At 70.4% G+C, this 22469-nt stretch carries 20 protein-coding genes and 2 pseudogenes; 15 read left to right on the top strand and 7 right to left on the bottom strand.

What is annotated here, in order from left to right; translation table 11 throughout:
* Window positions 1-8 precede the first annotated feature (8 nt).
* Window positions 9-1034: a hypothetical protein gene (locus AB0J21_RS27050; protein WP_363148727.1), complete on the bottom strand. Its 1026-nt coding sequence runs from the start codon at window positions 1032-1034 to the stop codon at window positions 9-11.
* A 532-nt stretch (window positions 1035-1566) separates the two neighbouring features.
* On the opposite strand from AB0J21_RS27050, the gene AB0J21_RS27045 reads away from it, so the two are divergent.
* The 4 genes from AB0J21_RS27045 to AB0J21_RS27030 all read left to right on the top strand — a co-directional run bounded on the left by AB0J21_RS27045 (window position 1567) and on the right by AB0J21_RS27030 (window position 7138).
* On the top strand, window positions 1567-2292 hold the full coding sequence (locus AB0J21_RS27045; RefSeq protein WP_363148726.1) for a hypothetical protein: 726 nt from the start codon (window positions 1567-1569) through the stop codon (window positions 2290-2292).
* A gap of 124 nt (window positions 2293-2416) precedes the next feature.
* The gene (locus AB0J21_RS27040; RefSeq protein ID WP_363148725.1) at window positions 2417-3847 is read left to right on the top strand and encodes a hypothetical protein; all 1431 of its coding nucleotides are present in this window, start codon (window positions 2417-2419) and stop codon (window positions 3845-3847) included.
* A gap of 65 nt (window positions 3848-3912) precedes the next feature.
* Window positions 3913-5661 (top strand): DEAD/DEAH box helicase, encoded by a 1749-nt coding sequence (locus AB0J21_RS27035; RefSeq protein WP_363148850.1) that lies wholly within the window; start codon window positions 3913-3915, stop codon window positions 5659-5661.
* Between the two features lie 130 nt (window positions 5662-5791).
* Window positions 5792-7138, top strand: a complete 1347-nt coding sequence (locus AB0J21_RS27030) for a DNA cytosine methyltransferase (RefSeq protein ID WP_363148724.1) — start codon at window positions 5792-5794, stop codon at window positions 7136-7138.
* Here the strand turns inward: AB0J21_RS27030 and AB0J21_RS27025 are convergent.
* The 3 genes from AB0J21_RS27025 to AB0J21_RS27015 form a co-directional block, all read right to left on the bottom strand.
* Window positions 7076-7534 carry a very short patch repair endonuclease gene (locus AB0J21_RS27025; protein WP_363148723.1) on the bottom strand — a complete coding sequence of 153 codons (459 nt, stop codon included), beginning with the start codon at window positions 7532-7534 and terminating at the stop codon, window positions 7076-7078. The genes AB0J21_RS27030 and AB0J21_RS27025 overlap by 63 nt on opposite strands.
* An 83-nt stretch (window positions 7535-7617) precedes the next feature.
* Window positions 7618-8688: an SEC-C domain-containing protein gene (locus tag AB0J21_RS27020; protein WP_363148722.1), complete on the bottom strand. Its 1071-nt coding sequence runs from the start codon at window positions 8686-8688 to the stop codon at window positions 7618-7620.
* 230 nt (window positions 8689-8918) lie between these two features.
* Window positions 8919-10415 carry an MFS transporter gene (locus tag AB0J21_RS27015; protein ID WP_363148721.1) on the bottom strand — a complete coding sequence of 499 codons (1497 nt, stop codon included), beginning with the start codon at window positions 10413-10415 and terminating at the stop codon, window positions 8919-8921.
* Window positions 10416-10562: 147 nt separating this feature from the next.
* On the opposite strand from AB0J21_RS27015, the gene AB0J21_RS27010 reads away from it, so the two are divergent.
* The 4 genes from AB0J21_RS27010 (at window position 10563) to AB0J21_RS26995 (ending at window position 15252) form a co-directional block, all read left to right on the top strand.
* A complete protein-coding gene (locus tag AB0J21_RS27010; RefSeq protein WP_363148720.1) occupies window positions 10563-11099 on the top strand; it encodes a helix-turn-helix domain-containing protein in 537 nt (178 codons plus the stop codon).
* A gap of 347 nt (window positions 11100-11446) precedes the next feature.
* Window positions 11447-11776 (top strand): DUF6412 domain-containing protein, encoded by a 330-nt coding sequence (locus AB0J21_RS27005; protein WP_363148719.1) that lies wholly within the window; start codon window positions 11447-11449, stop codon window positions 11774-11776.
* 209 nt (window positions 11777-11985) lie between these two features.
* Window positions 11986-12807: a membrane protein insertase YidC gene (gene yidC, locus AB0J21_RS27000; RefSeq protein ID WP_363148718.1), complete on the top strand. Its 822-nt coding sequence runs from the start codon at window positions 11986-11988 to the stop codon at window positions 12805-12807.
* Window positions 12808-13416: 609 nt separating this feature from the next.
* Window positions 13417-15252 carry a PQQ-dependent sugar dehydrogenase gene (locus tag AB0J21_RS26995; protein WP_363148717.1) on the top strand — a complete coding sequence of 612 codons (1836 nt, stop codon included), beginning with the start codon at window positions 13417-13419 and terminating at the stop codon, window positions 15250-15252.
* Window positions 15253-15437: 185 nt separating this feature from the next.
* Here AB0J21_RS26995 and AB0J21_RS26990 read toward each other — a convergent pair whose 3' ends face one another.
* Window positions 15438-15944: a heme-degrading domain-containing protein gene (locus tag AB0J21_RS26990; protein WP_363148716.1), complete on the bottom strand. Its 507-nt coding sequence runs from the start codon at window positions 15942-15944 to the stop codon at window positions 15438-15440.
* Window positions 15941-17011 (bottom strand): Gfo/Idh/MocA family oxidoreductase, encoded by a 1071-nt coding sequence (locus AB0J21_RS26985; RefSeq protein ID WP_363148849.1) that lies wholly within the window; start codon window positions 17009-17011, stop codon window positions 15941-15943. Before AB0J21_RS26985 ends, AB0J21_RS26990 begins: the two co-directional genes overlap by 4 nt.
* Before the next feature lie 311 nt (window positions 17012-17322).
* On the opposite strand from AB0J21_RS26985, the gene AB0J21_RS26980 reads away from it, so the two are divergent.
* On the top strand, window positions 17323-18429 hold the full coding sequence (locus AB0J21_RS26980; RefSeq protein ID WP_363148848.1) for an ROK family transcriptional regulator: 1107 nt from the start codon (window positions 17323-17325) through the stop codon (window positions 18427-18429).
* Between the two features lie 38 nt (window positions 18430-18467).
* On the opposite strand, the pseudogene AB0J21_RS26975 reads toward AB0J21_RS26980, so the two are convergent.
* Window positions 18468-18887, bottom strand: a pseudogene (locus AB0J21_RS26975) (HAD hydrolase-like protein); the annotation flags it as partial.
* Between the two features lie 174 nt (window positions 18888-19061).
* On the opposite strand from AB0J21_RS26975, the gene AB0J21_RS26970 reads away from it, so the two are divergent.
* The 6 genes and pseudogenes from AB0J21_RS26970 to AB0J21_RS26945 all read left to right on the top strand — a co-directional run bounded on the left by AB0J21_RS26970 (window position 19062) and on the right by AB0J21_RS26945 (window position 22378).
* Window positions 19062-19373 (top strand): recombinase family protein, encoded by a 312-nt coding sequence (locus AB0J21_RS26970; protein WP_363148715.1) that lies wholly within the window; start codon window positions 19062-19064, stop codon window positions 19371-19373.
* 115 nt (window positions 19374-19488) lie between these two features.
* A pseudogene (locus AB0J21_RS26965) lies at window positions 19489-20689 on the top strand (IS256 family transposase).
* 235 nt (window positions 20690-20924) lie between these two features.
* Window positions 20925-21254: a hypothetical protein gene (locus tag AB0J21_RS26960; protein WP_363148714.1), complete on the top strand. Its 330-nt coding sequence runs from the start codon at window positions 20925-20927 to the stop codon at window positions 21252-21254.
* A 192-nt stretch (window positions 21255-21446) separates the two neighbouring features.
* Entirely contained in the window at window positions 21447-21635 is a 189-nt protein-coding gene (locus AB0J21_RS26955) for a hypothetical protein (RefSeq protein WP_363148713.1), read from the top strand.
* Entirely contained in the window at window positions 21632-22018 is a 387-nt protein-coding gene (locus AB0J21_RS26950) for a hypothetical protein (protein WP_363148712.1), read from the top strand. The genes AB0J21_RS26955 and AB0J21_RS26950 overlap by 4 nt, the downstream gene beginning before the upstream one ends.
* A gap of 84 nt (window positions 22019-22102) precedes the next feature.
* Complete coding sequence (locus AB0J21_RS26945) at window positions 22103-22378, top strand: hypothetical protein (protein ID WP_363148711.1); 276 nt, start codon at window positions 22103-22105, stop codon at window positions 22376-22378.
* The last annotated feature ends 91 nt before the right edge of the window (window positions 22379-22469 follow it).

The following is a 22469-nucleotide window of genomic DNA, read 5'->3' as shown; positions in this document are numbered from 1 at the left end:
TGCCCGGTTCACGAAGAACGGCGGGCCGCGGTCATGAGGAGAGTACGGAGACTGGCGGTCGCCGCTGCCTCATGCAGTGTGAGTGCGGCGTGGATCACATCGCTTGCCCGGCGGCGCCTCGCATACGCGGTGAGCAGGCTGTCCGCCAGTCCGTCGAGGCCCGACTCCTGGAGGAGCCGAACGGTCGCCCCCATCTCCGCAGGTGTCAGGCTCTGGGTCGTCTCCAGGAGCAGGGCCAGGGCGGCCTCGCCGTCCTGGCTCCCGCCTGCGTGATGTCCGCTTAGTTCGGTGATGCGACGCACCAGCTGTTCCGCCGCCGGCTGCGGTACAGCTGGCAGGGCCAGGTGGCTCTCTGGGGCCGCGCCGCCGTCCTCGTTTCCCTCGTCCGGGGCCGCGGCAGCTTGCCGGTCCCCGCTGTCCTGGCCGACCGGCAACTTCGTGGAAGTGGCGCGGGCTGTGGTGCTGGCCGTCACTGCCAGCTCTTCTCCCGGCCGTGGAACGCTCGCCAAGCCGGCTTGCTCCAGGCGCCCCCGGAGGAGTTCTGCCTCCATGCGCAAAGCCTCGTTCTCGGCGGCGAGCGCGGCGTTCTCCGTGGCGGTGTTGCGGCAGGAAGCGCAACACCGCTTCATGAGCGTCTCCTCCCGCATGGCCTGCACTTCTTCGAGGCTCACGCCCACCCGGTCCGCGCCAGATCGCTCAACGGCGAGTCCGTACAGGGCTGCGGCGAACCCGGCATCGGGGGTGCGGCGGCCCGAGAGGTACCGGGAGTAGGCGGACTTGACGACCGGGTAACCCCTCTTGCGCAGGGCCGAGATCACTTCGGCGGCTGTCCGCAGGCCGGTGAGCGCCTGCAGGTGCTGGAAGGCATCGCGCAGGTTTTGCCGCTCCGGAGTCATCGGGGCGGACGCCGGAGCGGCTGCGGCGGCTACGGCGCTGGCTGCCCGGGTGTCGGCAGCCGCGCCTTTCCGGTTGCGGGGGAAAGGCGCAACAAGGCGCCTCTGTGCTGCGGCCCGGCCGTGCTGGCTATTTGTCACCAAAGCTCACCTTCTTGGCTCGTATGTCCAGTGCGGATTCTGCTTAGTTGCCGGTCAGCTTCGCAGATGGATGGATGCTCGAAGGATACGCGCCGCGATCACAATAGTTGCCAGTTCAGCGCGCAACCCCGTAATGCCGTGGACATGGCCGGGCTTTTCGGGGAGGGTTTTCCATACCCCGCCACGGCCTTCTCTGGTCTGGCGCTGCTGGGCTTCTCTGTCTGGTTGTCAGGCGAGCGCGGGCGTCTGTGCTGTTGGCTGTTGCGTGGCGTGAAGGGAGAAGGGAGAGGGGAGTGTGTTCAGGCGGTGGGAGATCTGGCCCGCTTTTCGTTGCATTGCGCCTTTCGTCGTACTGTGTCAGTCCTGCAGCGGAAGGCCCCTTTTTCGGGCCGGGGAATCCCCTTGCCTGTGCAGGGGGTAGGCTCACGAAAATTATTGGACTTTCGCGAGGGAAGGTTTCGGTGTTGCCGTTCTGTCGTTATCGGTGGGCGGTAAACGGAATGTCCGAACAGATGTGGAGGTATCGGAAAAGGTGACGTTTTCTCCCGAAAGTCTGCCGGATTGGCAGAATCCCGTCATCCGGGGGATGAAGCATGTGGGGGGCCGGGTCCGGGTCGCCCTGTGGCTCATCCAGGTCGTAGGTGAGGACAACCCCTTCACGAAGGCGGAGCTGCGTGCCGCCTTCCCGGGGGATGCGCAGATCGACCGGCGTCTGCGCGACCTTCGCGACTGGGGGTGGGTGGTCCATACGAGCCGTGACGACCCCAGCCTCAGGCAGGAGGAACAGCGGTTCGTCCGCGCTGGGGTGGCGGTCTGGATCCCGCATCAGACCCGCCCTGAGGAGGTCGGCGCGAAGGGCACCGTGAACAGTGCCGAACGCGCCCGCGTCATGCGGGAGGACGACTACATGTGCCGTATCTGCGGCATCACCGCAGGCGAGGGATACGAGGATGGGCTCAGCACCGCGAAGCTGGTGTTGTCCCGCCGGGATGTCTCGCGGCTGGATGGCACCACGGAAACCACCCGCGTCACGCTCTGCGAGCGTTGTGCGCGCGGTGCCTCGCCCAAGGTGGACATCCCCGGCTACATGTCGGCGGTGAGCCAGCTCTCTGACCTGGAACGCCGCGCCCTGGGCCGCTGCATGAAGGAAGGGCGGCGTCAGCGGAGCGAGGTCGAAGAGCTCTGGGGGCTCTACGGCACACTGCCGGCCTCGGCCCGCCGGGAGATCCTGAACTCCCTGGAAGGGTCTGAAGACTGAGGTCCCCTGTTCTGTCTCCAGCGTGTGTTGTGGCCGGCCGGGCCAGGTGCCCGGCCCGGCCGGCCACAACGCGCTAGTACAGCTTCCTTACCGGCTACTGGTTCATCAGCAGAGAAGAGTGATCGTGTACAGCGAACCCCAGCTCCCGCCTCGCGCCCAGGAGTTCAGCGAACTCATCAAGAAGAGGCTGGAGGATGTCCGCACCAGTGGCGGCACACGCGAGACCGTGACCATCGAGTGGAACGGCCAGTTCCTCCACGTCGAGGTCGTCGAACTCCCGCTCAGCAGCGTGTACTACAACCCCTGGACCCACCGCATCCGTGCCCAGCGTAGCCTTGACCCCGCTCTGGACAGGAAGATCGACGCTGAACCGTATGGCGATGACGGGCAGGCGTACCTGGGCACCCTGCTCATGGCGCTCCCCTCCGACCCCACCCGCCGCGACCCGGCTTACGAGAGCCTCAAGGCCGAACTCAAGGAGTTTGGCCAGAGCGAGCCCGGCCTGGTGACGCACCACGGCGTTCTGGTCAACGGCAACACCCGTGCGGCGGCATTGCGTGAGCTGGGCGAGCGGTCCATCCGTGTGGGAGTGCTGCCGGCGTCCTTCACCGCGGAGGACGTCAGCGCGGTCGAACTCGCCCTCCAGCTGCGCAAGGACAACAAGCGCGACTACTCCTACATCAACCGTCTGCTGGCGATGGAGGAGCAGGCGTCGATGGGCAGGACCCCGACGCAGATCGCCCGTGAGTTCCGGGTCCAGGAGAAGACGTACCACCAGGAACGCTGGATTCTCAGCACAATCCGGGAGCTGATCAAGCGGAGCACCACCGCGGAGGGTGCACAGCTCAGGCTGATCGACTTCGAGTTCGACCAGGAGAAGCTGAAGGAGTTGGAGCGGCTCTACAAGAAGGTCGCCTCGGCGGAGCCGGACGAGGCAGAGCTGATCAAGGAGTGGCGACTGGCTGGCATCCTGCTGGACTTCTCCAAGACGGACGTACGGCACATCGACCAGAACTTCGTCAAGCAGGAGTACCTGACGGACACGCTCCCGCCGACGCTGCGCAATCTGACGGGGGACACCGCTCCTGCAGAGGTCGCCATCCCCGGACTGGACGTCACCGTCAGCGCGGCCTCCTCGCGGGTGGCCGAAGCCCGTGCGCTCAACGACCGCATCATGCAGGCGAAGGCGGCCAGGACGGGTACGGCGCAGATCAGCACCGAGCGTAAGGCCGAGATGGAAGGCATTCTCAAGAGCGCCGGAGCCGCGTTCGACGCCGCGATCGACCGGGCCGGCCGGGATGCCCGTATCCGCAAGCGCAAGCAGCTGGCCCCGGCCCGGGTGGTGGAAGCGTGCGCGAACATCGATCAGGGCACTGACGAGCTCGTCAAGGCACGCACTAGTCACAGCCTTGACGAGGAGTCCTTTGACGAGGCGCTGCTCCAGCTCAGGGCCAGTCTCAGCAGGCTGGCCCGGCAGGCCGGCCGGGTCCCCGGAGAGCCGGGTGCGGGCGTCTCGTGGCTGCTCGACGCGGTGAGCAGGGGAGAGCGCCCGTGACGACTGACAGCGCAGCCGGAGGAACGTCACTGCGGCTGGAACTCGACCCCCTGCGCACGGGAGTCTTGCTGCGCGTCACCGGGGAGTACCAGCAGGCCTTGGTGCAGTTGTCCGGGCTGTTCCCCTCGGGAAGCCAGCTGAACGCCCTGACAGCTCAGGTTGAGCTGGACGACTTCCTGGGGAGTGTCCATCATCTGGCTTCCTGGCCGGATCCAGCCGGCGTGCTGTGGGCGGAGGATCTCAAGGCCCTCTTCCTCGGCAACCATGCTGACGCACAGCGGGTCAAGCGGCGTCTGAGTGACCAGGCCGGTCCCGACGAGGTAGCGGCCGAGGATGTCCTGGCACTGCTCGGCCCGGAGTGGACAGCGGACCTCACGGGCTTCCAGCGCCGGGACATCGCCAAGCTCCTCTCCTTGCAGCACGGCGCGAACTTCAGCGTTCCCGGTGCGGGAAAGACCCGCGTCGGCCTCGCGGTCTACGCCACCCAGCGCCACCAGGGGAGGGCTGAACGTCTCCTGGTGGTCTGTCCCAAGTCCGCCTACGAGTCCTGGCGGTACGAGACGGCCGTCTGCTTCCGGCAGAGCCTGCGCGTGCACCTGGTAGGTGAGGGCCCGATGGATACCTGGGCTGAAGTGGTCATGGTCAACTACGAACGGCTGGACCGCTCCCTGCCGAGGCTGTCGGCGTGGCTGTCCGAAAAGCCCTCGATGATCATTCTGGATGAGGCGCACCGCATGAAGCTAGGCGTGCGCGGCACCTATGGAGCGGCGTGTATGGCGCTCGGACCGCTGGCCCGTCATCGGCTCATCCTGACCGGGACCCCCGCTCCTAATGGGCGCCGGGATCTGGAGAATCTGATGGGCTTCGTCTGGCCCGGCCATGGGCAGCGCGCGGTGGAGGCTGCGGTGGCTGGTGGCGACCTAGCCCAGGCGAGTAAGGCCCTGCAGCCGTTGTTCACACGGACCACGAAGCAGGAGCTGGGCCTGCCCCCGATGGATGTCCGCCTGCGGCTGGTGGACATGCCGCCGCTGCACAAGCAGATCTACGAGGCATTGCTGGAGAAAGGAACGGAGGGCCGGGAAGATCTCAGCGCTCTCGGCAGGACGGCCCTGCGCCTGCTGATGGCCGCGACGAGTCCTGCCCTTCTCGTAGAGGGGAGCAGCAGGTATGAGCCGCTCGCCTACCAGCTGCCCCCGCTGGACGTGCCTCGCAGCAGTTCGCTGTTCGCCTTGCTCCAGCAACTGCCCGACTACGAGCTGTCCCCGAAGTACGCCGAGGCGGGGGCCATCGTGGCGGAGAACGCACAGCAGGGAAAGAAGACGCTGATCTGGACGACCTTCGTGCGCAGCCTCACCACGCTTGAGCGGCTGCTTTCGAAGTTCGCCCCGGCCTCGGTCTACGGCGGCACCCCGGATCGCGAGGAACAGCTCCGGAGATTCCGGGAAGATCCCTCCTGCATGGTGCTGATCTCCAACCCCGCCACCCTCGGTGAGGGAATCAGCCTGCACCACGCGGTCCACGATGCCGTCTATGTCGACCGGGACTTCATGGCCGGCCGGTTCCTGCAGAGCCTCGACCGCATTCACCGCCTCGGGCTCGCCCCTGGCACCGAGACCTCTGTCACCGTCCTGGCTGCCCGGGACACCGTGGATGAGGTCGTGGCCGCGCGGCTCGACCAGAAGCTTGAGTTCATGGGCGCGATCCTTGACGATCCGGGGGTGCGGGAACTCTCTGACCTGGAGGAGGAGCCATCCGTCGCCGCCGGCCTGGACTCCGCCGATATGGAGGCTCTCCTTGCACACGTGAGCGGGTAGGGTGCGGTGTGGCCTGCCGTTTGCGGCAGGCCACACACCGCCTGACGCTGGAACTCGTGTGGTGCCGTGATCACACTGTGCAGCTCTGCTGGTCAGGTGGTCGCTCTGTGTCCATACGAGGAGTTCAGCCATGGCTGGCGATCACCCGCGCCCGCATTTCGATAAGCCGCTCACTTCCGTGGAGATCTGTGCTGGCGCGGGCGGACAGGCTCTGGGATTGCACAAAGCCGGGTTCGAGCATCTCTCACTGGTGGAGTGGGACCCCAATGCGGTAACCACGCTTGCGGCCAACTCTGTCACCACGTTTGGGTGGGAGCGGCGGAAGGCCGATGCACTGCGCGCCGTGGATGTGCGTGATTTCAAGGGCACAGAAGAGTTCCAAGCCCTGAGAGAGGTCGAGGGCGGCATCGATCTCTTTGCTGGCGGCGTCCCCTGTCCCCCTTTTTCGCTCGCGGGTCACCAGCTCGGTCCTGATGATGAGCGGGACCTCTTTCCAGCCGCCCTTGAGCTGATCAGCCTGTTGAAGCCCAGGGCGGTCATGCTGGAAAATGTGCGGGGAATCCTTGAGCCCCCTGAGGTTTTTATCGACTACCGTCGGTACATCCTCGACGAATTGCGTTCATTTGGATACCGTGTTCCGGAAATCGACCCGAAGGCTCCCGCGCGCGTGCAGGCCAGGGCGATGAAGTCGGTCTGGCACCGGATGGACGCCAGCAGTTTTGGCGTCACCCAGCTGCGTCCCCGGGCCGTCCTGATCGTTTTCCTGGAGGACGCGATCAAAGATCAGCGATTCCGCTGGCCACTGCGGTCGGAAGAGGGTGCCGAAAGCGTCTTCGAAAAGCTGCATGACGGTATGCGGGCGCGGTACCGAGAATTCTGGAACGAACGCCCTCTTGGTCCTGGTACCCGCACAGGGCGGGAGGCTTTCGAAAGCTGGGAGAGGAAAGCGAAGGAAGCGGACGCGCGTGGTCTGCGGGTCGCTCCCACTCTCGTCGGCGGATCACGGAAACACGGCGGAGCTGATCTGGGTCCCACCCGCGCGAAGCGTGCCTGGGAGGTCTGGGGAGTCAATGGTGAAGGGCTTGCCAATGACATGAAGGACTGTGACCCCAAGCGCGATCTCTTCCGCGACAAGGGGCCCATGCTGACGGTGGAGCAGGCCGCCGCCATTCAGGGATTCCCGGCAAGCTGGGTATTCGAGGGAAAGAAGACCGCTCGCTACCGGCAGGTCGGCAACGCGTTTCCCCCGCCCGTGGCGGAAGCGGCCGGGCGCGCCATCGCAGCGGTCCTCCGCCCCGGAATGCGAGAGGAGTTGCTGAAGCCCTACCGCATGGAAGGTGAGGCGTTCGTCACCTCCGATACCCGCGAAGAGATGCTGCCGGTGATCACGGACCCGGAGCCCCTGGTGCAGGAATCACTGCTCAACGCCGCGGCGGGCAATGACCGTCGCCGCGATCCGGTCAGCGCACTCTTCTGAGGGCTCGTGCTCCCAGAAGCGGAGCACGAGCCAGCCGGCGTCCCTGAGTCTCTGGTCAGTGTCGCGGTCGCGCGTCATGTTCCGCACGATCTTCTCTGACCAGTAACCCGAGTTGACCTTGGGAGCCTGGTAGTGCTCAGGGCAGCCGTGCCAGTAGCAGCCGTCGACGAACACCGCTACTCTCGCCGGGCGGAAGACGAGGTCGGCGGTGCGGCGGAGGTCGGGAACGGGACGAGCGGACACCCGGTATCGCAGTCCCCGAGCGTGCACGAGGCGCCGTATCAGGAACTCTGGCTTCGTGTCCCTGCTGCGGATCGCCTGCATGTTGCGGCGGCGGCCGGCTGAGGACGCCCAGGACCCTTCTGGACGTCCCTCCCAAGCGGCGCTCTCTTCCATGGCTTCGAGGCTAACCGTCGCCAGTCAGCAGCACGTGGCAGAGGCCGGAGATGCCGCCGCTGGCTCGCCGTGTCCCGGGCGGCTCACTGCTTTCCCACCCCATGACACCCCCCGTACCCCCGTCCCGATCCGCACCAGCACTGCGTGCCGGCGTCTGGGGGCCAGGGGAGGGCGCGGGCTCGGGTGGCGAGGGTGGTGGTGTAGAGGGGGAGGAGGTGGGGGTCGGTGGGGTGGGAGGTTTCGGCGGCGGCGAAGGCCTCGTAGGAGGGGACGGTCGCCTCGACGATGCCCAGGTTGGGGGTGCCGGACGCCGAGAGGTCGCGGAGGGCCGATTCGACTGCCGCCGTGTGGATCTCGTGGGCGGTGTGCTCGTTGTCGGCGGGGTACTCCGAGGACAGGTCAGGGTAGGAGGCCAGGAGTTCCGTGAGTTCCGCGGCCGGCCAGTGGAGGACCGCCACCGGGTAGGGGCGGGAGAGGGCGGCGCGGTAGGTGCCCAGTTCGGCCTGGATGCGGGTGATCTCGGCGCGCAGTTCGTCGGGGTTGTCGGAGCCCAGGGACCACGTGCGGTTCGGGTCGTGGAGTTCGTCCAGGGGCAGCGCCGCCGTGTTCAGGGTGTCGGCCAGTGTGTCCCAGTCGTCGTGCGGGGCGCCCAGCAGGCGGCGTACCCGGTGCCTGCCGAACAGCAGGGGGCGGGTGTCGTACGGCGGTGGGGTCGCGGCCTCGACGAGGAGGGCCGCCCCTTCCGTGAACGTGTCGTGCGCCTCCTGGAGTTCGTCGTGCGCCTCCAGGGCCTCGCCCACCACGATCCACGGCGCGGGGGTGCGCGGGGCCGCCGAGCGGACGCCTGTGATGATCGCCCGGGCCTCCGCCTCGTGGCCGTACTCCCAGAGGTTCGCCGCCTTCAGGGCGCGGATCAGGACCGGGTCCTCCGGGGACTCGGCGGCCAGCAGCCCGTCGTACAGCGCCGAGGCGCGCTCGCGGTTGTCGGCCAGTTCGTGGTGGGCCGCCGCCCGCAGGAGCAGCTGTTCCGCGTCCTCCGGGTACCGGTGTGCGGTGCGCTCCAGGCGCGCGGCTTCGTCCAGGTGGGACTTCCGGTCCACGTCGGTACCGGCGGGGGTCGCTGGGGTGGTGGGCGTGGGCGTGTCGGGGCGCATAGCGCCACCGTAGCGCCGTCGGCCGGGGGAGTGGAGGGGCGGGCGGGGGTGCCGACCCGACCGCCCCCGGTCCGCCCCGCCTTCACCTACTCCGGGCACGTACGCCCTCATGCCGCCCGTCACGCACGCCCGCATGCCGCCTGTCACGCACGCCCTCATGCCGCCCGTCACGCGCACCCGTCATGCCGCCCGTCACGCGCACCCGTCATGCCGCCCGTCACGTACGCCCGTCATGCCGTCCGTCCCTCGCGTCGGCCCGCCAGTACCAGCACTGTGACCGCTCCGGCGACCGACAGTGCCGCCGACACCAGAACGGTCCGGTCCAGGCCCGCCGACAGCGCCTGGGCCGGGGTGTCGCCCCCGGCCGTCGTGGCGAGCGCGATCGACAGGGCCACGCCCGCCGAGGACCCCAGGTAGCGCGCCGTGTTGTTCGCGCCCGAGCCCATCGCGGCCCGCTCCGGGGGCACGCTCTCGACCGCGAGCAGCGGGAGGGCGGCGTTCAGCAGTCCGCTGCCCGCACCCGCGAGCAGCAGGCCCGGGATCAGACGCGGCCACGTCGAGCCCTCCGACAGCCCGTTCCACAGGGCCAGTACGCCGGCCGTCGAGAGCAGGAAGCCCGCGGCGAGACGCAGCGGGGGTGTGAGGGCGGGCGGCAGCCGGCGGGCCAGCAGCGCCACCGCGAACGCCGTGCCCGACCACGCCGCCGAGAGCAGCGCCACCCCGAACGTGCCGAGACGCAGAGCCGTCTGCGCGAGTGTCGGGAAGTAGCTGAAGAAGCCGATGACCGCGAGGCCCGTGAAGAGGCCGCCCGCCGTCGCGCCCACGAACCGCCGCTGCCGCAGCAGGGACAGGTCGAGCATCGGCGCCGAGGCGCGCCGCTCCACGGCCCGGAACACGAGCCCCAGCGCGAGGGCCGCCGCGAACAGTGCCCACACCGGGGTCCGCAGCCAGCCGTCCCTGCCGAGGGTGAGCGCGGCCAGCAGCGCGGCCGAGGCGCCGCCCAGCGTGAGCGCGCCCAGCAGGTCGGGGCGGCCCGGGCGCGGGGCACGTGATTCGGTGAGCACCCGCAGACCGGAGGCCGCGACGGCCAGCGCGAGCAGGCCCAGGACCAGGTAGCCCGACCGCCAGTCCGCGCCCGCCACGCCGCCGTGCCCGGCCAGCGGGCCCATCGCCCCCGCGAGCAGCGGGCCCAGCGCGATGCCGCCGGTGACCCCGGCGCCCCAGATCCCTGTCGCCCTGACCCGGGCGGCGCCCGGCGGGTACGCCTGGACCAGCAGGCCCAGGCTGCTCGTGAGCACCGCCGCGCTCGCCGCGCCCTGGACGATCCTGGCCGCCGTGAACAGGGCCGTCGTCGTCGCGAGCGCGCCCAGCGCGGTCGTGATGCCGAGCGTGAGCGTGCCGAGGAGGAAGACCTTGCGCCGGCCGTGGTCGTCGGCGAGTGAGCCCGCCACGAGCAGGAGCGCCGCCAGGCCCAGCGGGGTGCCGTTGAGCAGCCAGGACTGCGCCGAGACGCTCGTGTGCAGGGTCGCGACCGTCGAGGGGACCGTCACCAGCGGGGCCGTGTAGTTCATGATCGTCACGATGGTCGCCGCCGTCGTGACGACGAGCGTGGCCGCCGGGGAGCGGGGCCTCGCGGCCGCTTTCCGTGGTGCGCCGCCGCCGCTTTCCGTCCGCCAACGGGTGCGTCGTCCCGGGCGCGGGCGGGTGACCGGTTCCGTCTCCGTCATGAGTTCCCCCTTCGGCCGCCGTCCGGCGGCGCCTCGTCCGTGCGGGTTCGATGAATGAACCTGCGCCGATCCTGGACCCTAGCAGGGTTGGTTCGTTCAGTGAACTGATTACGGGGGCGCGGTGAAGCGGGTCGTAAAGTGGGCTCCATGGCTCTTGGCAAGGACTACGCGCAGCAGCAGTGCTCCGTCGCCCGCGCGCTGGAGGTGGTCGGTGAGCGCTGGACCCTCCTGATCCTTCGCGACGCCTTCTACGGGGTGCGGCGCTACAACGACTTCCTCGGGCACCTCGGCATCCCGCGCGCCGTGCTCGCCGCGCGTCTCCAGACCCTCACCGAGCACGGCCTCATGGAGAAGCGCCGCTACCAGGAGTCCCCGCCGCGCGAGGAGTACGTCCTGAGCGAGCGCGGACGCGCGCTGTGGCCGACGCTCCACTCCCTGGGCCTCTGGGGGCGCGAGAGCTTCGGGGAGGGCGCGCCGCTGCGGGAGTTCCGGCACCGCGACTGCGGCACGCCGATCGGGGTCTGGGGCGAGTGCCCGCAGTGCGGGCGGGCCGTGGCGCTCGAAGAGATCGACATGGTGCCGGGGCCCGGACTCGACCCCGATCCGCGCGACCCCGTCAGCCGCGTCCTGCTCGCACCCCGCCCGCTCCTCGAACCCGTCGTGACCGAGTCCCGTACGGCGTGAGACGGCGCCGATCGCGTACGTCGTGACCGAGTCCCGTGCGTCGTGAGGCGGCGCCGATCGCGTACGTCGTGACCGAGTCCCGTGCGTCGTGAGGCGGCGCGCTCGCTCACGTCCTGACCGGGTTCCGTACGCCGCTTCCTGGCCGAGCCCGTACCCCGCCCCCGTGATCGGCCCCGTACGTCGCGAGTGCGGCGTGCGGTCTCCTGCCCGCCCCGTCCCGCCCCTCCCCGTCCCGCCCCACACATACCGTCCCTTTACCGCGGTTCCTGTATAACCGAGTACGGTGCGCCCGGGTCCGGCCGCACCGTCAACGGACGTACGAGGGCAGCGGGGAGGTGGCCGGGGTGATGGCAGCAGTGACCGCGCGCCGCGTCGTCCCGCGCCTTCCGCGGTCCGTCACGCTCGTCCTGCTGCTGCTCGCCGGGGCGCTCGTCGCCGAGGGCGGGCCGCTGTCCGGGGCCGTCGCGGGGGCCGTCGCCATCGCCGCCACCGGTGCCGCGCTCGCGCTGTGCACCCTGGTGGCCTCGCGCAGCGTCCCCCTCGTCGCCCGCACCCGGGTCCGTACGGCCATGCGGGACCGCGAGCGGCGGACCGCGTTCCTGCCGCAGCGGGATCCGGACGCCTCGGGGCGTCCGAGGCCCCGAGCGCCCGGCCGCCGTCCTTCGACGGCCGCCTGACCTCTCCCGCCCCGCCCCGTCGGGCCGTACGCCGCGCCCTCGCGCGGCACCGGGCCCGCCCGCGCCGCCCAGCGGACGGCCGCCGTCACGCCGATCACCGCTCCACCGTCACCCCGCCGCAGGCCCGGATCCGGGCCGTGGGCCGGTGACCCCGATCCCGTGATCCGCCGCGTTCCCGCGCGGCGCGAGACGTCCCGGAGGGCTCCGTCTTGTCTGGTTTCTTCGCCACCTTCGCCGATCTCGTCGCGCACGTCGCCGACGCCATCGAGCCCGTCTTCCACACCACCGCGACCGCCGCCGCGATCGTGCTGTTCACCGCGTGCGTACGCCTGCTCGTCCTGCCCCTGTCCCGGGCCGCCGCGCGCGGGCAGCGGGCCCGCGCGAAACTCGCCCCCGAACTCGCCGTACTGCGCGAGAAGCACGCCAAGGAACCCGAGAAACTCCAGCGCGCCGTCATGGAACTGCACGCCCGCGAGAAGGTCTCCCCGCTCTCCGGCTGCCTGCCGATGCTGTTCCAGATGCCCGCGTTCATGCTGCTCTACCACGTGTTCTCCAGCTCGCGACTCGGCGGCGAGACCAACGAACTGCTCGGCCACACCCTGTTCGCCGCCCCGCTCGGCGGACGCTGGAAGGACGCGCTCGCCGACGGCGGGATGTTCGGGGCGCACGGCCTCGTCTACGTCGGGATCTTCTGCGTCGTGCTCGTCGTCGCGAGCTTCACGTACCGCAGGAACAAGCGGCAGATGGCCGGGGCCGGTTCGCCCGTCGCCTCGCTCACCGCGGCCCCTGCGGGCGCCGGGCGGGGCGGGGACGCGCAGGCCGTACCGGGGCTGGGTGCGATCACCCGGATCATGCCGTTCATGTCGTTCATGACGCTGATCAGCGTCGCCGTCGTACCGCTCGCCGGGGCGCTGTACATCGTCACCAGCACCACGTGGAGCGCCGTCGAACGCGCCGTCCTCTACCGCGACATGCCGCAGCCGACGGCCACCGGCCCGGCGGGGGCGCTGCCCGCCCCCGCCGCTCCCTGAGGGGGAGGGGGGCGAGGCATCGGCACCGATCGGGCGCGCGCCGCTCCGGCCGGTGACCGGCGACCGGCGACCGGTGACCGGTGACCGGTGACCGGCCCGGGGGAGGGGAGTCGCGGCATTTTCTAGAGCGCGACTCCACCTCCCCCTCGTTCGTACGGACACCGTCCGCGCCTCGGACGGGCCTCCGGGAGGCGCTCTCCACATCTTGCGATGATGGGTGAACTTGTTTCACTGCTCTGTGACTTGACCCTAAAACGAACATGACACCACACTGCTTCAGGCGTGGAGCGCGTGGCCGCGCGTCTTCGAGCTGAGTCCGTACACCGCACAACACCCGGTGAAGGTTGGGGAGTTCAGTGGCGTCGACGACCGGCGGACAGGCCCAGGCCCCCGGCGCCGATGCCCACCGCCCGGATGCCCGGCGCCCGGATGTCCAGCGCCCCGGTGTCCCCCTCGACGTCCGCCGTCTCGACGTCCGCCGCGCCGTGCGCGTGCCCGGCTCCGGCTCGTCGTCCCTGGTCCGGGCATCCCGGACCGGCGGGCGGCTCCCCGGCACGTCAAGTCCCCCCACACAGACAGACACCGTCGAATTCCCACAGGGAGAGCGAAGTGTTAGTAACGTCCCCCCACCTCCGCAGAAGGCCACGGATCCTCCTGGCCATCGCCACGGCGTTCGCCTCGGTCCTCGCGCTGACGGCAGGACTGCTCACCGCGAACGCGTCGGCGGCGCCCGGCCCCACGGTGCGCGACGGGTCCTCGGGGCGCTGCCTCGACGCGGCGGCCCGGAGTACGCGGTCCGGCGCCGGGCCCAACACCCCTGCCTGCGACGGGCAGCGCGACCAGCGGCGGACGACGGCCGCCGAGGACGCCGACACCGAGCCGCCGACCGTACCGGGCAACCCCCGGGTGAGCGACCTGCGTTGCGACTCGGTGACCTTCGCCTGGGACGCCGCGAGCGACGACGTCGCGGTCGCGTACTACGACGTGTACCACGACGGCCAGTTGATGAAGTCGGTGGGCGGCGACACCCGCTCCACGAGCCTGACCGTGGTCCCCGGAGCGTCCTGGGGCCTGTACGTCAACGCCCGGGACGAGGCCGGGAACGTCTCGCAGGCCAGTGACACGGTGCCGATCGCGGCGCCGCAGTGCCAGGCGGACGACCAGGCGCCCAGCGCCCCGGACGGGCTGACCGCGTCCGTGTCCGGCACCACGGTGTCCCTGCGGTGGTCGGCGTCGAGTGACAACATCGGCGTCCGGGCCTACGACGTCTACCGCGGCACGGCCAAGGCCGGGACGGTCAACGGCAACGGTGCCTCCGCCCCCGACACGACGTTCATCGACAGCGGGCTCGACGCCGAGACGGACTACGAGTACCACGTGGTGGCGCGCGACGCGCAGTCCAACACCTCGGCGCGCAGCGAGACGGTGAACGTACGGACCGAGGCCGCGTGCGGGAGCCCGGTGTGCGGGGTCACCCAGGTGGCGACGGACACCGACATCCCCTGGGGACTGGTCACGCTGCCCGACGGCTCCATCCTCTACACCCGGCGCGACGCCCAGGACATCGTCCGCCTCGACCCCGGGACCGGCGACAGGACGACGGTGGGCACCGTGCCCGACGTGGAGAGCACCGACGGCGAGGGCGGTCTGCTGGGGCTGGCGATCGCCCCCACCTTCGCGACCGACCACTGGCTCTACATCATGCACACCTCGCCCCGCGACAACCGGATCGTGCGGATCAAGCTGGAGGACGACAAGCTCGCCACCGACACCTCAGAGGTCCTGCTCAGCGGCATCCTGCGCAACAAGTTCCACAACGGCGGCCGGCTGCGCTTCGGCCCCGACGGCAAGCTCTACGCGGCCACTGGGGACGCGCAGAACGGCGACAACGCCCAGGACAAGGACAGCCTCAACGGCAAGATCCTGCGGCTCGACCCCGACGGCAGCGTGCCCTCGGACAACCCCTTCGGCAACTACGTGTGGAGTTACGGGCACCGCAACCCGCAGGGGCTGGCCTTCGACTCCCAGGGCCGCCTGTGGGAGCAGGAGTTCGGCAACGCCGTCATGGACGAGACGAACCTCGTCACCAAGGGCGGCAACTACGGCTGGCCGGCCTGCGAGGGGACCAGCGGCACCTGCGACACCGCCGGGTACATCGCGCCCAAGCGCACCTACTCCACCGCGGACGGCTCCTGCTCCGGCATCGCCGTCGTCCGCGACGTGCTGTACGTGGCCTGCGAGCGCGGCACCCGCATGTACCGCGCACCGATCAGCGACGGCGGCCTGCCGGAGGCGCAGGTGTACTTCAACGGTACCTACGGCCGGCTGCGCACGGTCGAACCCGCCCCCGACGGCGGCCTGTGGCTGACCACCAGCAACACCGGTGACAAGGACAGCATCCCGGACAACAGCGACGAGCAGATTCTGCACGTCGCGCTCGACTGACCAGCGCCGGCCCCACCCGTGATCCCCGCCCCGGCACACTCCGGGGCGGGGGCCACTTCCCGGCCGTCACTTCCCGGTGGGCCCGGTGATTCCGGCCGCCCGGTGATTCCAGTCGTCCGGTGATTCCAGTCGTCCGGTTCTCCCGGCCGTCCGGTTGGTCTCGGCCGTCCGGACGGTCCCGGTCGTCACTGTCCCGCGAAGTGCTCCAGGGCCGCCACGACCAGCGCGTGGTCCTCGGTCTGCGGCAGGCCCGACACGGCGACCGTGCCGACCACCCCGGCCACCCCCGCGACCAGCAGCGGGAAGGCCCCGCCGTGCGCCGCGTAGCGGTCCGGGTCCAGGCGCGAGGACTGCTCGAAGGTGCTGCCCTTGGCCCGGAACCGGGCGCCGACCAGTAGTGAACTCTCGCCGTACCGCTCCACGACCCGGCGCTTGCGCTCCAGCCACGCGTCGTTGTCCGCGCTGGAACCGGGCAGCGCCGCGTGGAAGACCCGCTGCGGTCCGCGCCGGATGCCGATCGCGACGGGCGCCTCCCGCTCCCGGGCGAGCCGCACCAGCAGCACGCCCAGCTCCCACGCGTCGTCGTACGTGAACGTGGGCAGGGTCAGACGCCGCTGCTGCGCGCAGAGGTCCGCGATGTCCTGCGGGGTCGAGGGGAGCGTCGTGGACGCCCCCGAGGGCTGTGCGGTCATGAACGGGCCTCCAGTTCCACGGTCCGGCCCTCGCGTGCCGAGCGCCCGGCCGCCTCGATGACGTCCAGGGTGGCCGCCGCGTCCCGCGCGGTCACCGGGTTGGGCGCGCCCTCGCGCAGGGCCGCCGCGACCGCCGCGTAGTACGCCGGGTAGGCGCCGGGCCGGGTGCGGACGGGAGTGCCCTCGCCGGACATCGGGGACTCGCCCGCGCCGATCCGGCCCCACAACTGCTCGGCCTCCTCGCCCCACGGGACGCCGCCACCCGGGCGGGCCCCCTCGCGCAGCGCCGCCTCCTGCGGGTCGAGGCCGTACTTGACGTACCCGGCCTTCGAGCCGAGGACCCGGAAGCGCGGGCCGAGCTGCGCCGTCGTCGCCGACACCCACAGGTGCGAGCGGGTCCCGCCGGTGTGGGTCAGCGCGAGGAACGTGTCGTCGTCGGTGGCCGCGCCCGCACGCCGTACGTCCGACTCCGCGTACACCCGCTCGACCGGGCCGAACAGGGCAAGCGCCTGGTCCACGACGTGGCTGCCGAGGTCGTACAGCAGACCGCCGATCTCGGCCGGGTCGCCCGACTCGCGCCAGCCGCCCTTGAGCTGCGGACGCCAGCGCTCGAAGCGCGACTCGAAACGCCACACCTCGCCCAGCGAACCGTCCGCGATCAGGTCGCGCAGCGTCAGGAAGTCGTTGTCCCAGCGGCGGTTCTGGAACACGGACAGCAGCAGCTCGCGCTCCTCCGCGAGCCGTGCCAGCTCGCGGGCCTCGGCCGCGGTGCCCGCGACCGGCTTGTCCACGACCACCGGCAGGCCCGCCTCCAGCGCGGCCCGCGCGAGCGGTACGTGCGTCTTGTTCGGCGAGGCCACGACCACGAGGTCCAGTTCCCCGGCGCGCGACAGCAACTCCTCGGCGTCCGCGGCGAAACGCACCTCGGGGAACTCGGCGCCCGCCTGCTGCCTGCGCTCCTCGCTGCGCGTCACGATCGTGTCCAGGACGAGGCCCTCGGTCGCGGTGACGAGCGGGGCGTGGAAGACGGAACCCGCGAGCCCGTAACCGATCAGCCCGACGCGCAGCGCCGGGGCGCCGGCGCCGCCGGACGCGGGGACGGGGTCGGGCAGGGTCTCTTCTTCAGTCGTACGAGGCATACCACCCACTTTGGCAACGCTGTTGCCAAAGTGCAAGCGGGCAGGACAATGGAGGGGTGAATTCCGTACCTCCCGCCGTGCCCGACGACCACTCCCGCCCCGCAGGCCCCGCCCTCCCCCCAGGTCCGGCCCTTCCGGCGGGTTCCGTCCCGCCCCGTTCCCCCGCCGCCCGGGCCGACACCGGCCGGGCCGACACCGGCCGGGCCGACACCGGCCGGGCCGGTGCCGGGCTCGGCGCGCTGCGCGGGCACAACACCGCCCTCGTCCTCGATCTCCTGCGCGCGGCGGGCACGGACGGGATCAGCAGGCCGGAGCTGGCCGCCCGCACGGGCCTCACCCCGCAGGCGGTCAGCAAGATCGCCGCGAGGCTGCGGCAGGGGGGACTGGTCGCCGACGCGGGACGGCGCGCCTCCACCGGCGGGAAACCGGCCACCGCGCTGCGCCTGGTCCCGGGCGCCGCGCACGCGCTCGGCGTCCACCTCGACCGCGACGAACTGCGCACCGTCCGCACCGACCTGGCCGGCACCGTCCTCGCCGCGCACCGCGCCCCGCTCGACCTCGCGGCGGGCGCCGAGGCGGTGGTCGAGACGGTCGCGGAGGGGGTGGTGGCCGTCGCGGAGAGCGGGGAAGCGTGCGCCGGGCCCTCGCCGCGCCCCGCCCACGGAGGTGAACCACGCGCGTCCACCGGTCCGTTGCTCGGCGCCGGGGTCGTGCTGCCCGGCCCGCTGGACCACGAGCGCGGGGTACTGCACCGGGTCTCCGGCCAGCCCGGCTGGGACGGCTACCCGCTGCGCGCCGTGCTCGCCGAGCGGCTCGGGCTGCCCGTCGTCCTCGACAAGGACACCAACGCCGCCGCGCTGGGCCCGGCCGTCGCGGGAGCGGCCCGCTCCTTCGCCTACCTGCACCTCGGTACGGGACTGGGGGCCGGGCTCGTCCTGGACGGGGTGCTGCACCGGGGCGCGCGGACCGGCGCCGGGGAGTTCGGGCACCAGGTGCTGGACCTCGACGGGCCGCCGTGCGTGTGCGGGGACCGGGGCTGTGTCGAGGCGCTGTGCCTCGCGGCGCTGCGGGCGGGGGACGTCGCTGAGGCGGCCCGGGTGCTCGGTGTCGCCGCCGCGAACCTCGTCGGGCTGCTCGACATCGACCTCGTCCTGCTCGGCGGGCGCCGGATCGCGCGGGAGCCCGGGCCGTTCCTGGAGGGGGTCGCCGACGTGCTCGCCGCCCGGGCCCGCAGGACCGGCGACGCGGGACCGGTCCCCGTACGGCGGGCCCCCGGCGCGGACACGGCGATCGCCGAGGGCGCCGCCCAGCTCGTCCTGGCCCCGGTGTTCGGGCGGGTTCCGTAGGCCCCGTGGGCCCCGGGGGCCCGCACCGGGGCCGGGTCTCAGACCAGGTCGACGAGGTCCGCGATGGAGTCGACGACCGTCGTGGGCCGGAACGGGTAGCGGTCGATGTCGCCGTGCGTCGTCAGGCCGGTCAGCACCAGGAAGGTCTCCATCCCGGCCTCCAGGCCCGCCAGGACGTCCGTGTCCATGCGGTCGCCGATCATCGCCGAGCTCTCCGAGTGCGCGCCGATCGCGTTCAGCCCGGTGCGCATCATGAGCGGGTTCGGCTTGCCCACGAAGTACGGCTCCTTGCCGGTGGCCTTCGTGATGAGCGCGGCCACGGAACCCGTCGCGGGCAGCGCGCCCTCCGGCGAGGGGCCGGTGTTGTCGGGGTTGGTCGCGATGAACCGCGCCCCGTTGTTGATGAGCCGGATCGCCTTCGTCAGCGCCTCGAAGGAGTACGTCCTGGTCTCGCCTAACGCCAATCGAACATACTTCGGAACTAATCTGCCTCGGACCAGCAGGAAGAGGCACGAGCAAGACATGGCGATACTAGTCGGCGGATACGCCCGCATCAGCGACGTGGGGGAACTCGGAGACGGTCGCGACGGCGAGGAGGGCGTACCCGCCAGAAGGAGGACGTACACGACCTCGTGAGGGTTCGGACCCTCACGTTGCACCGGATGTACGTCGACAACGACCTCTCGGCCTATAAGGGCCGAGTCGTCCGCCCGGACTTCCGGGAACTCGTCGATGACCTTGAAGCCAAGATCATCTCTGGCGTTGCCGCCTACAACATCGACCGCGTGACGCGCCAGCCGCGAGAGCTGGAGAAGCTGATCGACATCTATGAGGACGCCCGGCGTCCCATGGTGTTCGCCACGACCGCCGGGGACTACGACCTCTCGACTCCGGACGGCCGGTTCAATGCACGGCTCTACGTGATGATCGGGAGTGTTCAATGATCGGCGGATCCGATGATCAAGGAGGCGCCTGATGAGTGACACCACCTTCGAGCAGATACCGGGCAGCGAGCCGACTGCGGAGGCTGTGGCGGCGGGTGACGAGCAGTTGGTTGCGATGCTCGTGGACCGGGCCCGGTCGGAGAGGGAGTGCAGCTGACCGGGGAGGGTGGGCTGCTCCAGCAGCTGACCAAGCGGGTCCTGGAGTCCGCCCTGGAGGGCGAGATCACCGATCACCTCGGGTACGAGAAGCACGATGCCGAGCGCCGGGGCAGCAGCCGCAACGGAACGCGTGCGAAGACGGTGCTGGCCGATGTCGGCCCGGTCGAGGTCAAGGTGCCCCGGGACGTGGCCGGAACGTTTGAGCCGGCCATCGTGAAGAAGCGGCAGCGACGCCTGTCCGGGGTGGACGAGATGGTGCTGTCGCTGTCCGCGAAGGGCCTGACGCACGGCGAGATCTCCGCCCACCTGGCCGAGGTCTACGGGGCGAGCGTGTCCAAGGCCACCATCTCCACCATCACCGACAAGGTGATGGACAGCATGGCGGAGTGGTTCAACCGTCCGCTGGACAGCGTCTATCCGGTCCTGTTCGTCGATGCCGTCAACGTCAAGATCAGGGATGGGCAGGTGGCGAACCGCCCGATCTACGTCGTCATGGCCGTGACCGCCGAAGGACACCGCGGCATCCTGGGTATCTGGGCAGGCGACGGCGGCGAGGGCGCGAAGTACTGGCTGAGCGTCTTCACGGATCTGAAGAACCGGGGCGTTGATGATGTGCTGATGCTGGTCTGCGACGGGCTGAAGGGCCTGCCCGAGGCCGTGGAGACCGTCTGGCCTCGAACGATCGTTCAGACCTGCGTCGTTCACCTGCTGAGGAACAGCTTCCGACACGCGGCCCGCCAGGGCTGAGACAAGATCGCCAAGGCGATCAAGCCTCTCTACACGGCCTCGAACGAGGCCGCCGCGACGGAGGGGTTCAGCGAGTTCCAGGAAGCCTGGCGCAAGAAATACCCGGCGGTCATCCGGCTCTGGGAGAACGCCTGGGCCGAGTTCGTGCCCTTCCTCTCCTTCGACGTCGAGATCCGCAAGGTCATCTGCTCGACGAACGCGATCGAGTCCGTCAACGCCCGCATCCGCAAGGCCGTCCGGGCCCGCGGACACTTCCCCAACGCGGCCGCGGCCATGAAGTGCGTCTACATGGCCCTGATGAGCCTGGACCCGACCGGCAAGGGCCGCAAGCGGTGGACCATGCGCTGGAAGGCCCTCTGAACGCCTTCCAGATCGCCTTCGAAGGCCGGCTCACCCCGGCCGCCAACTGACCACTACAAAAACTGGATCAGCCGTCTACTGGACACACCCCACCGCGGATCTCCTCCTGGCCGGGCACCTGCACCACGAGCACGTCGCGACGGACGGCCCGCGCACCTTCGTGCAGGTGCCGGCGATGGAGAGCGAGTCGACGTGGTGGCGGCACCGCACCGGCACCCGTGGCGCCCCCGGCCTGATGGTCCTGGTCACCAAGAACGGCGAGGTCCCGGTCAAGGAGGTGGTCAGGTGAACGCCTCACCGGCCGCCGACTGGCGAGTCCTCGACCTGCCCGAGGTCGTCGCTCTTGCCGGGCGGGCCGCCCGGCGCATCGCAGACGGCTACGAGGACACGCTGACCATGGAGTACGAGGACGCCCGCCAAGAGGCTCTGATCATCCTGGCGACGAAGCCCGGCATGGTGAACGAGTGCCTGGCCGACTCGAACCTCGGTCTCGGCGTCCTCTATCACCGCCGGTACCTCGACCTCACCGACCGCGTGAAGACCGAGGCCAAGCGCCGCATCCGGCACACCTCCTATGAGGCCGCCTGCGAGGCAGCCGAGAAAGGGCGCGTGTGAGCGGGTACGACCGGCGCCTGGTCGAGCACCTGCTCCCCGCCGTGTGGGACGTGGAAGCCGCGTATGGCATCCGCAACCCCACGGCACCGGACGCCGACATGCCGAAGGGCACCGTCGACAAGAAGTCCGCCGGCACTCTCTTCGCCCATCTCGCCGACATCCGGCGTGGTTGGAAGTCGGCTCCCCCTCTCCTTGGGCGAGCGGCGGGCGCTGTTCATGCGCTTCGCCCTCGACTGGGACGACATGCGGATCGCCGCCCGCGAGTCCGTCACCGACCGAGCCATCCGCTACCGCCTGGAGCGCGGCGTCGGCAAGCTCGCCTCCCACCTCAACGGCGCGGAGTGCATCGACAGTTACGACGACTTGGAGATCGCAGCATGAGCGAGGCCACGCCAGGGCAGGCCGCCGTAGAGGCGCCCACAGGGATGGGCCCGGACGAGTTCGAGTTCTGGGACGACGCGAACCGCACCTACTACGAGCGACAGCCGGATGGCACCCTCACCGCCCGCCCCTTCAACAACGAGGAGGTACAGCAGATCGAAGACGAGAGCGCACTCGACGCCCTCCACGAGGAGGCTCTCGCAGCGATCGACTACCTCGACGACCGGATCGACCTCTCCCTCGCCTACTTCGCCCTGGAGGCCCCGAGCGCCGAGCAGGCCGCCGCACAGATCAAGAACCTGTCCGACCTCGCGGCGTACAGCGGAGGCACCCTGAAGCGCGTGATCAAGGTGCTGTCCGTGCTCACCAACCGGCCGATCTGAGAGGCCGCCGGGCCCGCCCAACTAGCTTCCCGAGGCGCTCAGTTGGGGCGGGCGTTTCGGCGTTTCCGCAGGTAGGATGCTTGTATGGACTTCAAGATGTCGTGGGCGATGATCGGCGAGCACATGGACGAGTGGAGCGGCACGAGCTACGACCAGGCGGCCGTCGTCCTCAAGGAGCGGGTCGGCTCGGCAGTCGCAGCGAGCGGAATGGCCCCCGAGACGCAGGCGCATTTCCGCCAAACCTTCCTCGCGCCGCTGCGGGAGAGTGTCGCCGCCGAGGGGCCCAGCGCGGTCGAATCCGGCCACTGCTGGAGTGCGGCAGCCGGTCCCCTCCTGGTGGCACTCAGCCCGGCCACCTAGTAGGGCCTGGTCAGGTCGGTTGTAGGTGAGCGTGTCCTTTTGGGTGGTGTTGCGTTGAGGGGGTGTGACTCCGGACGAGATTGCTGCTGTG

Source organism: Streptomyces sp. NPDC049954, from assembly GCF_040656295.1.
GTDB lineage: Bacteria > Actinomycetota > Actinomycetes > Streptomycetales > Streptomycetaceae > Streptomyces.
This window is presented reverse-complemented; position numbering and strand designations above follow the sequence as displayed.

What these genes read in the sequence shown, in the direction of transcription:
- AB0J21_RS27030 (WP_363148724.1), top strand. Translation starts at nt 5,792, where the DNA reads ATGGCTGGCGATCACCCGCGCCCGCATTTCGATAAGCCGCTCACTTCC.
- AB0J21_RS27025 (WP_363148723.1), bottom strand. Translation starts at nt 7,534, where the DNA reads ATGGAAGAGAGCGCCGCTTGGGAGGGACGTCCAGAAGGGTCCTGGGCG.
- AB0J21_RS27020 (WP_363148722.1), bottom strand. Translation starts at nt 8,688, where the DNA reads ATGCGCCCCGACACGCCCACGCCCACCACCCCAGCGACCCCCGCCGGT.
- AB0J21_RS27015 (WP_363148721.1), bottom strand. Translation starts at nt 10,415, where the DNA reads ATGACGGAGACGGAACCGGTCACCCGCCCGCGCCCGGGACGACGCACC.
- AB0J21_RS27010 (WP_363148720.1), top strand. Translation starts at nt 10,563, where the DNA reads ATGGCTCTTGGCAAGGACTACGCGCAGCAGCAGTGCTCCGTCGCCCGC.
- AB0J21_RS27005 (WP_363148719.1), top strand. Translation starts at nt 11,447, where the DNA reads ATGGCAGCAGTGACCGCGCGCCGCGTCGTCCCGCGCCTTCCGCGGTCC.
- AB0J21_RS26990 (WP_363148716.1), bottom strand. Translation starts at nt 15,944, where the DNA reads ATGACCGCACAGCCCTCGGGGGCGTCCACGACGCTCCCCTCGACCCCG.
- AB0J21_RS26950 (WP_363148712.1), top strand. Translation starts at nt 21,632, where the DNA reads ATGAGCGAGGCCACGCCAGGGCAGGCCGCCGTAGAGGCGCCCACAGGG.
- AB0J21_RS26945 (WP_363148711.1), top strand. Translation starts at nt 22,103, where the DNA reads ATGGACTTCAAGATGTCGTGGGCGATGATCGGCGAGCACATGGACGAG.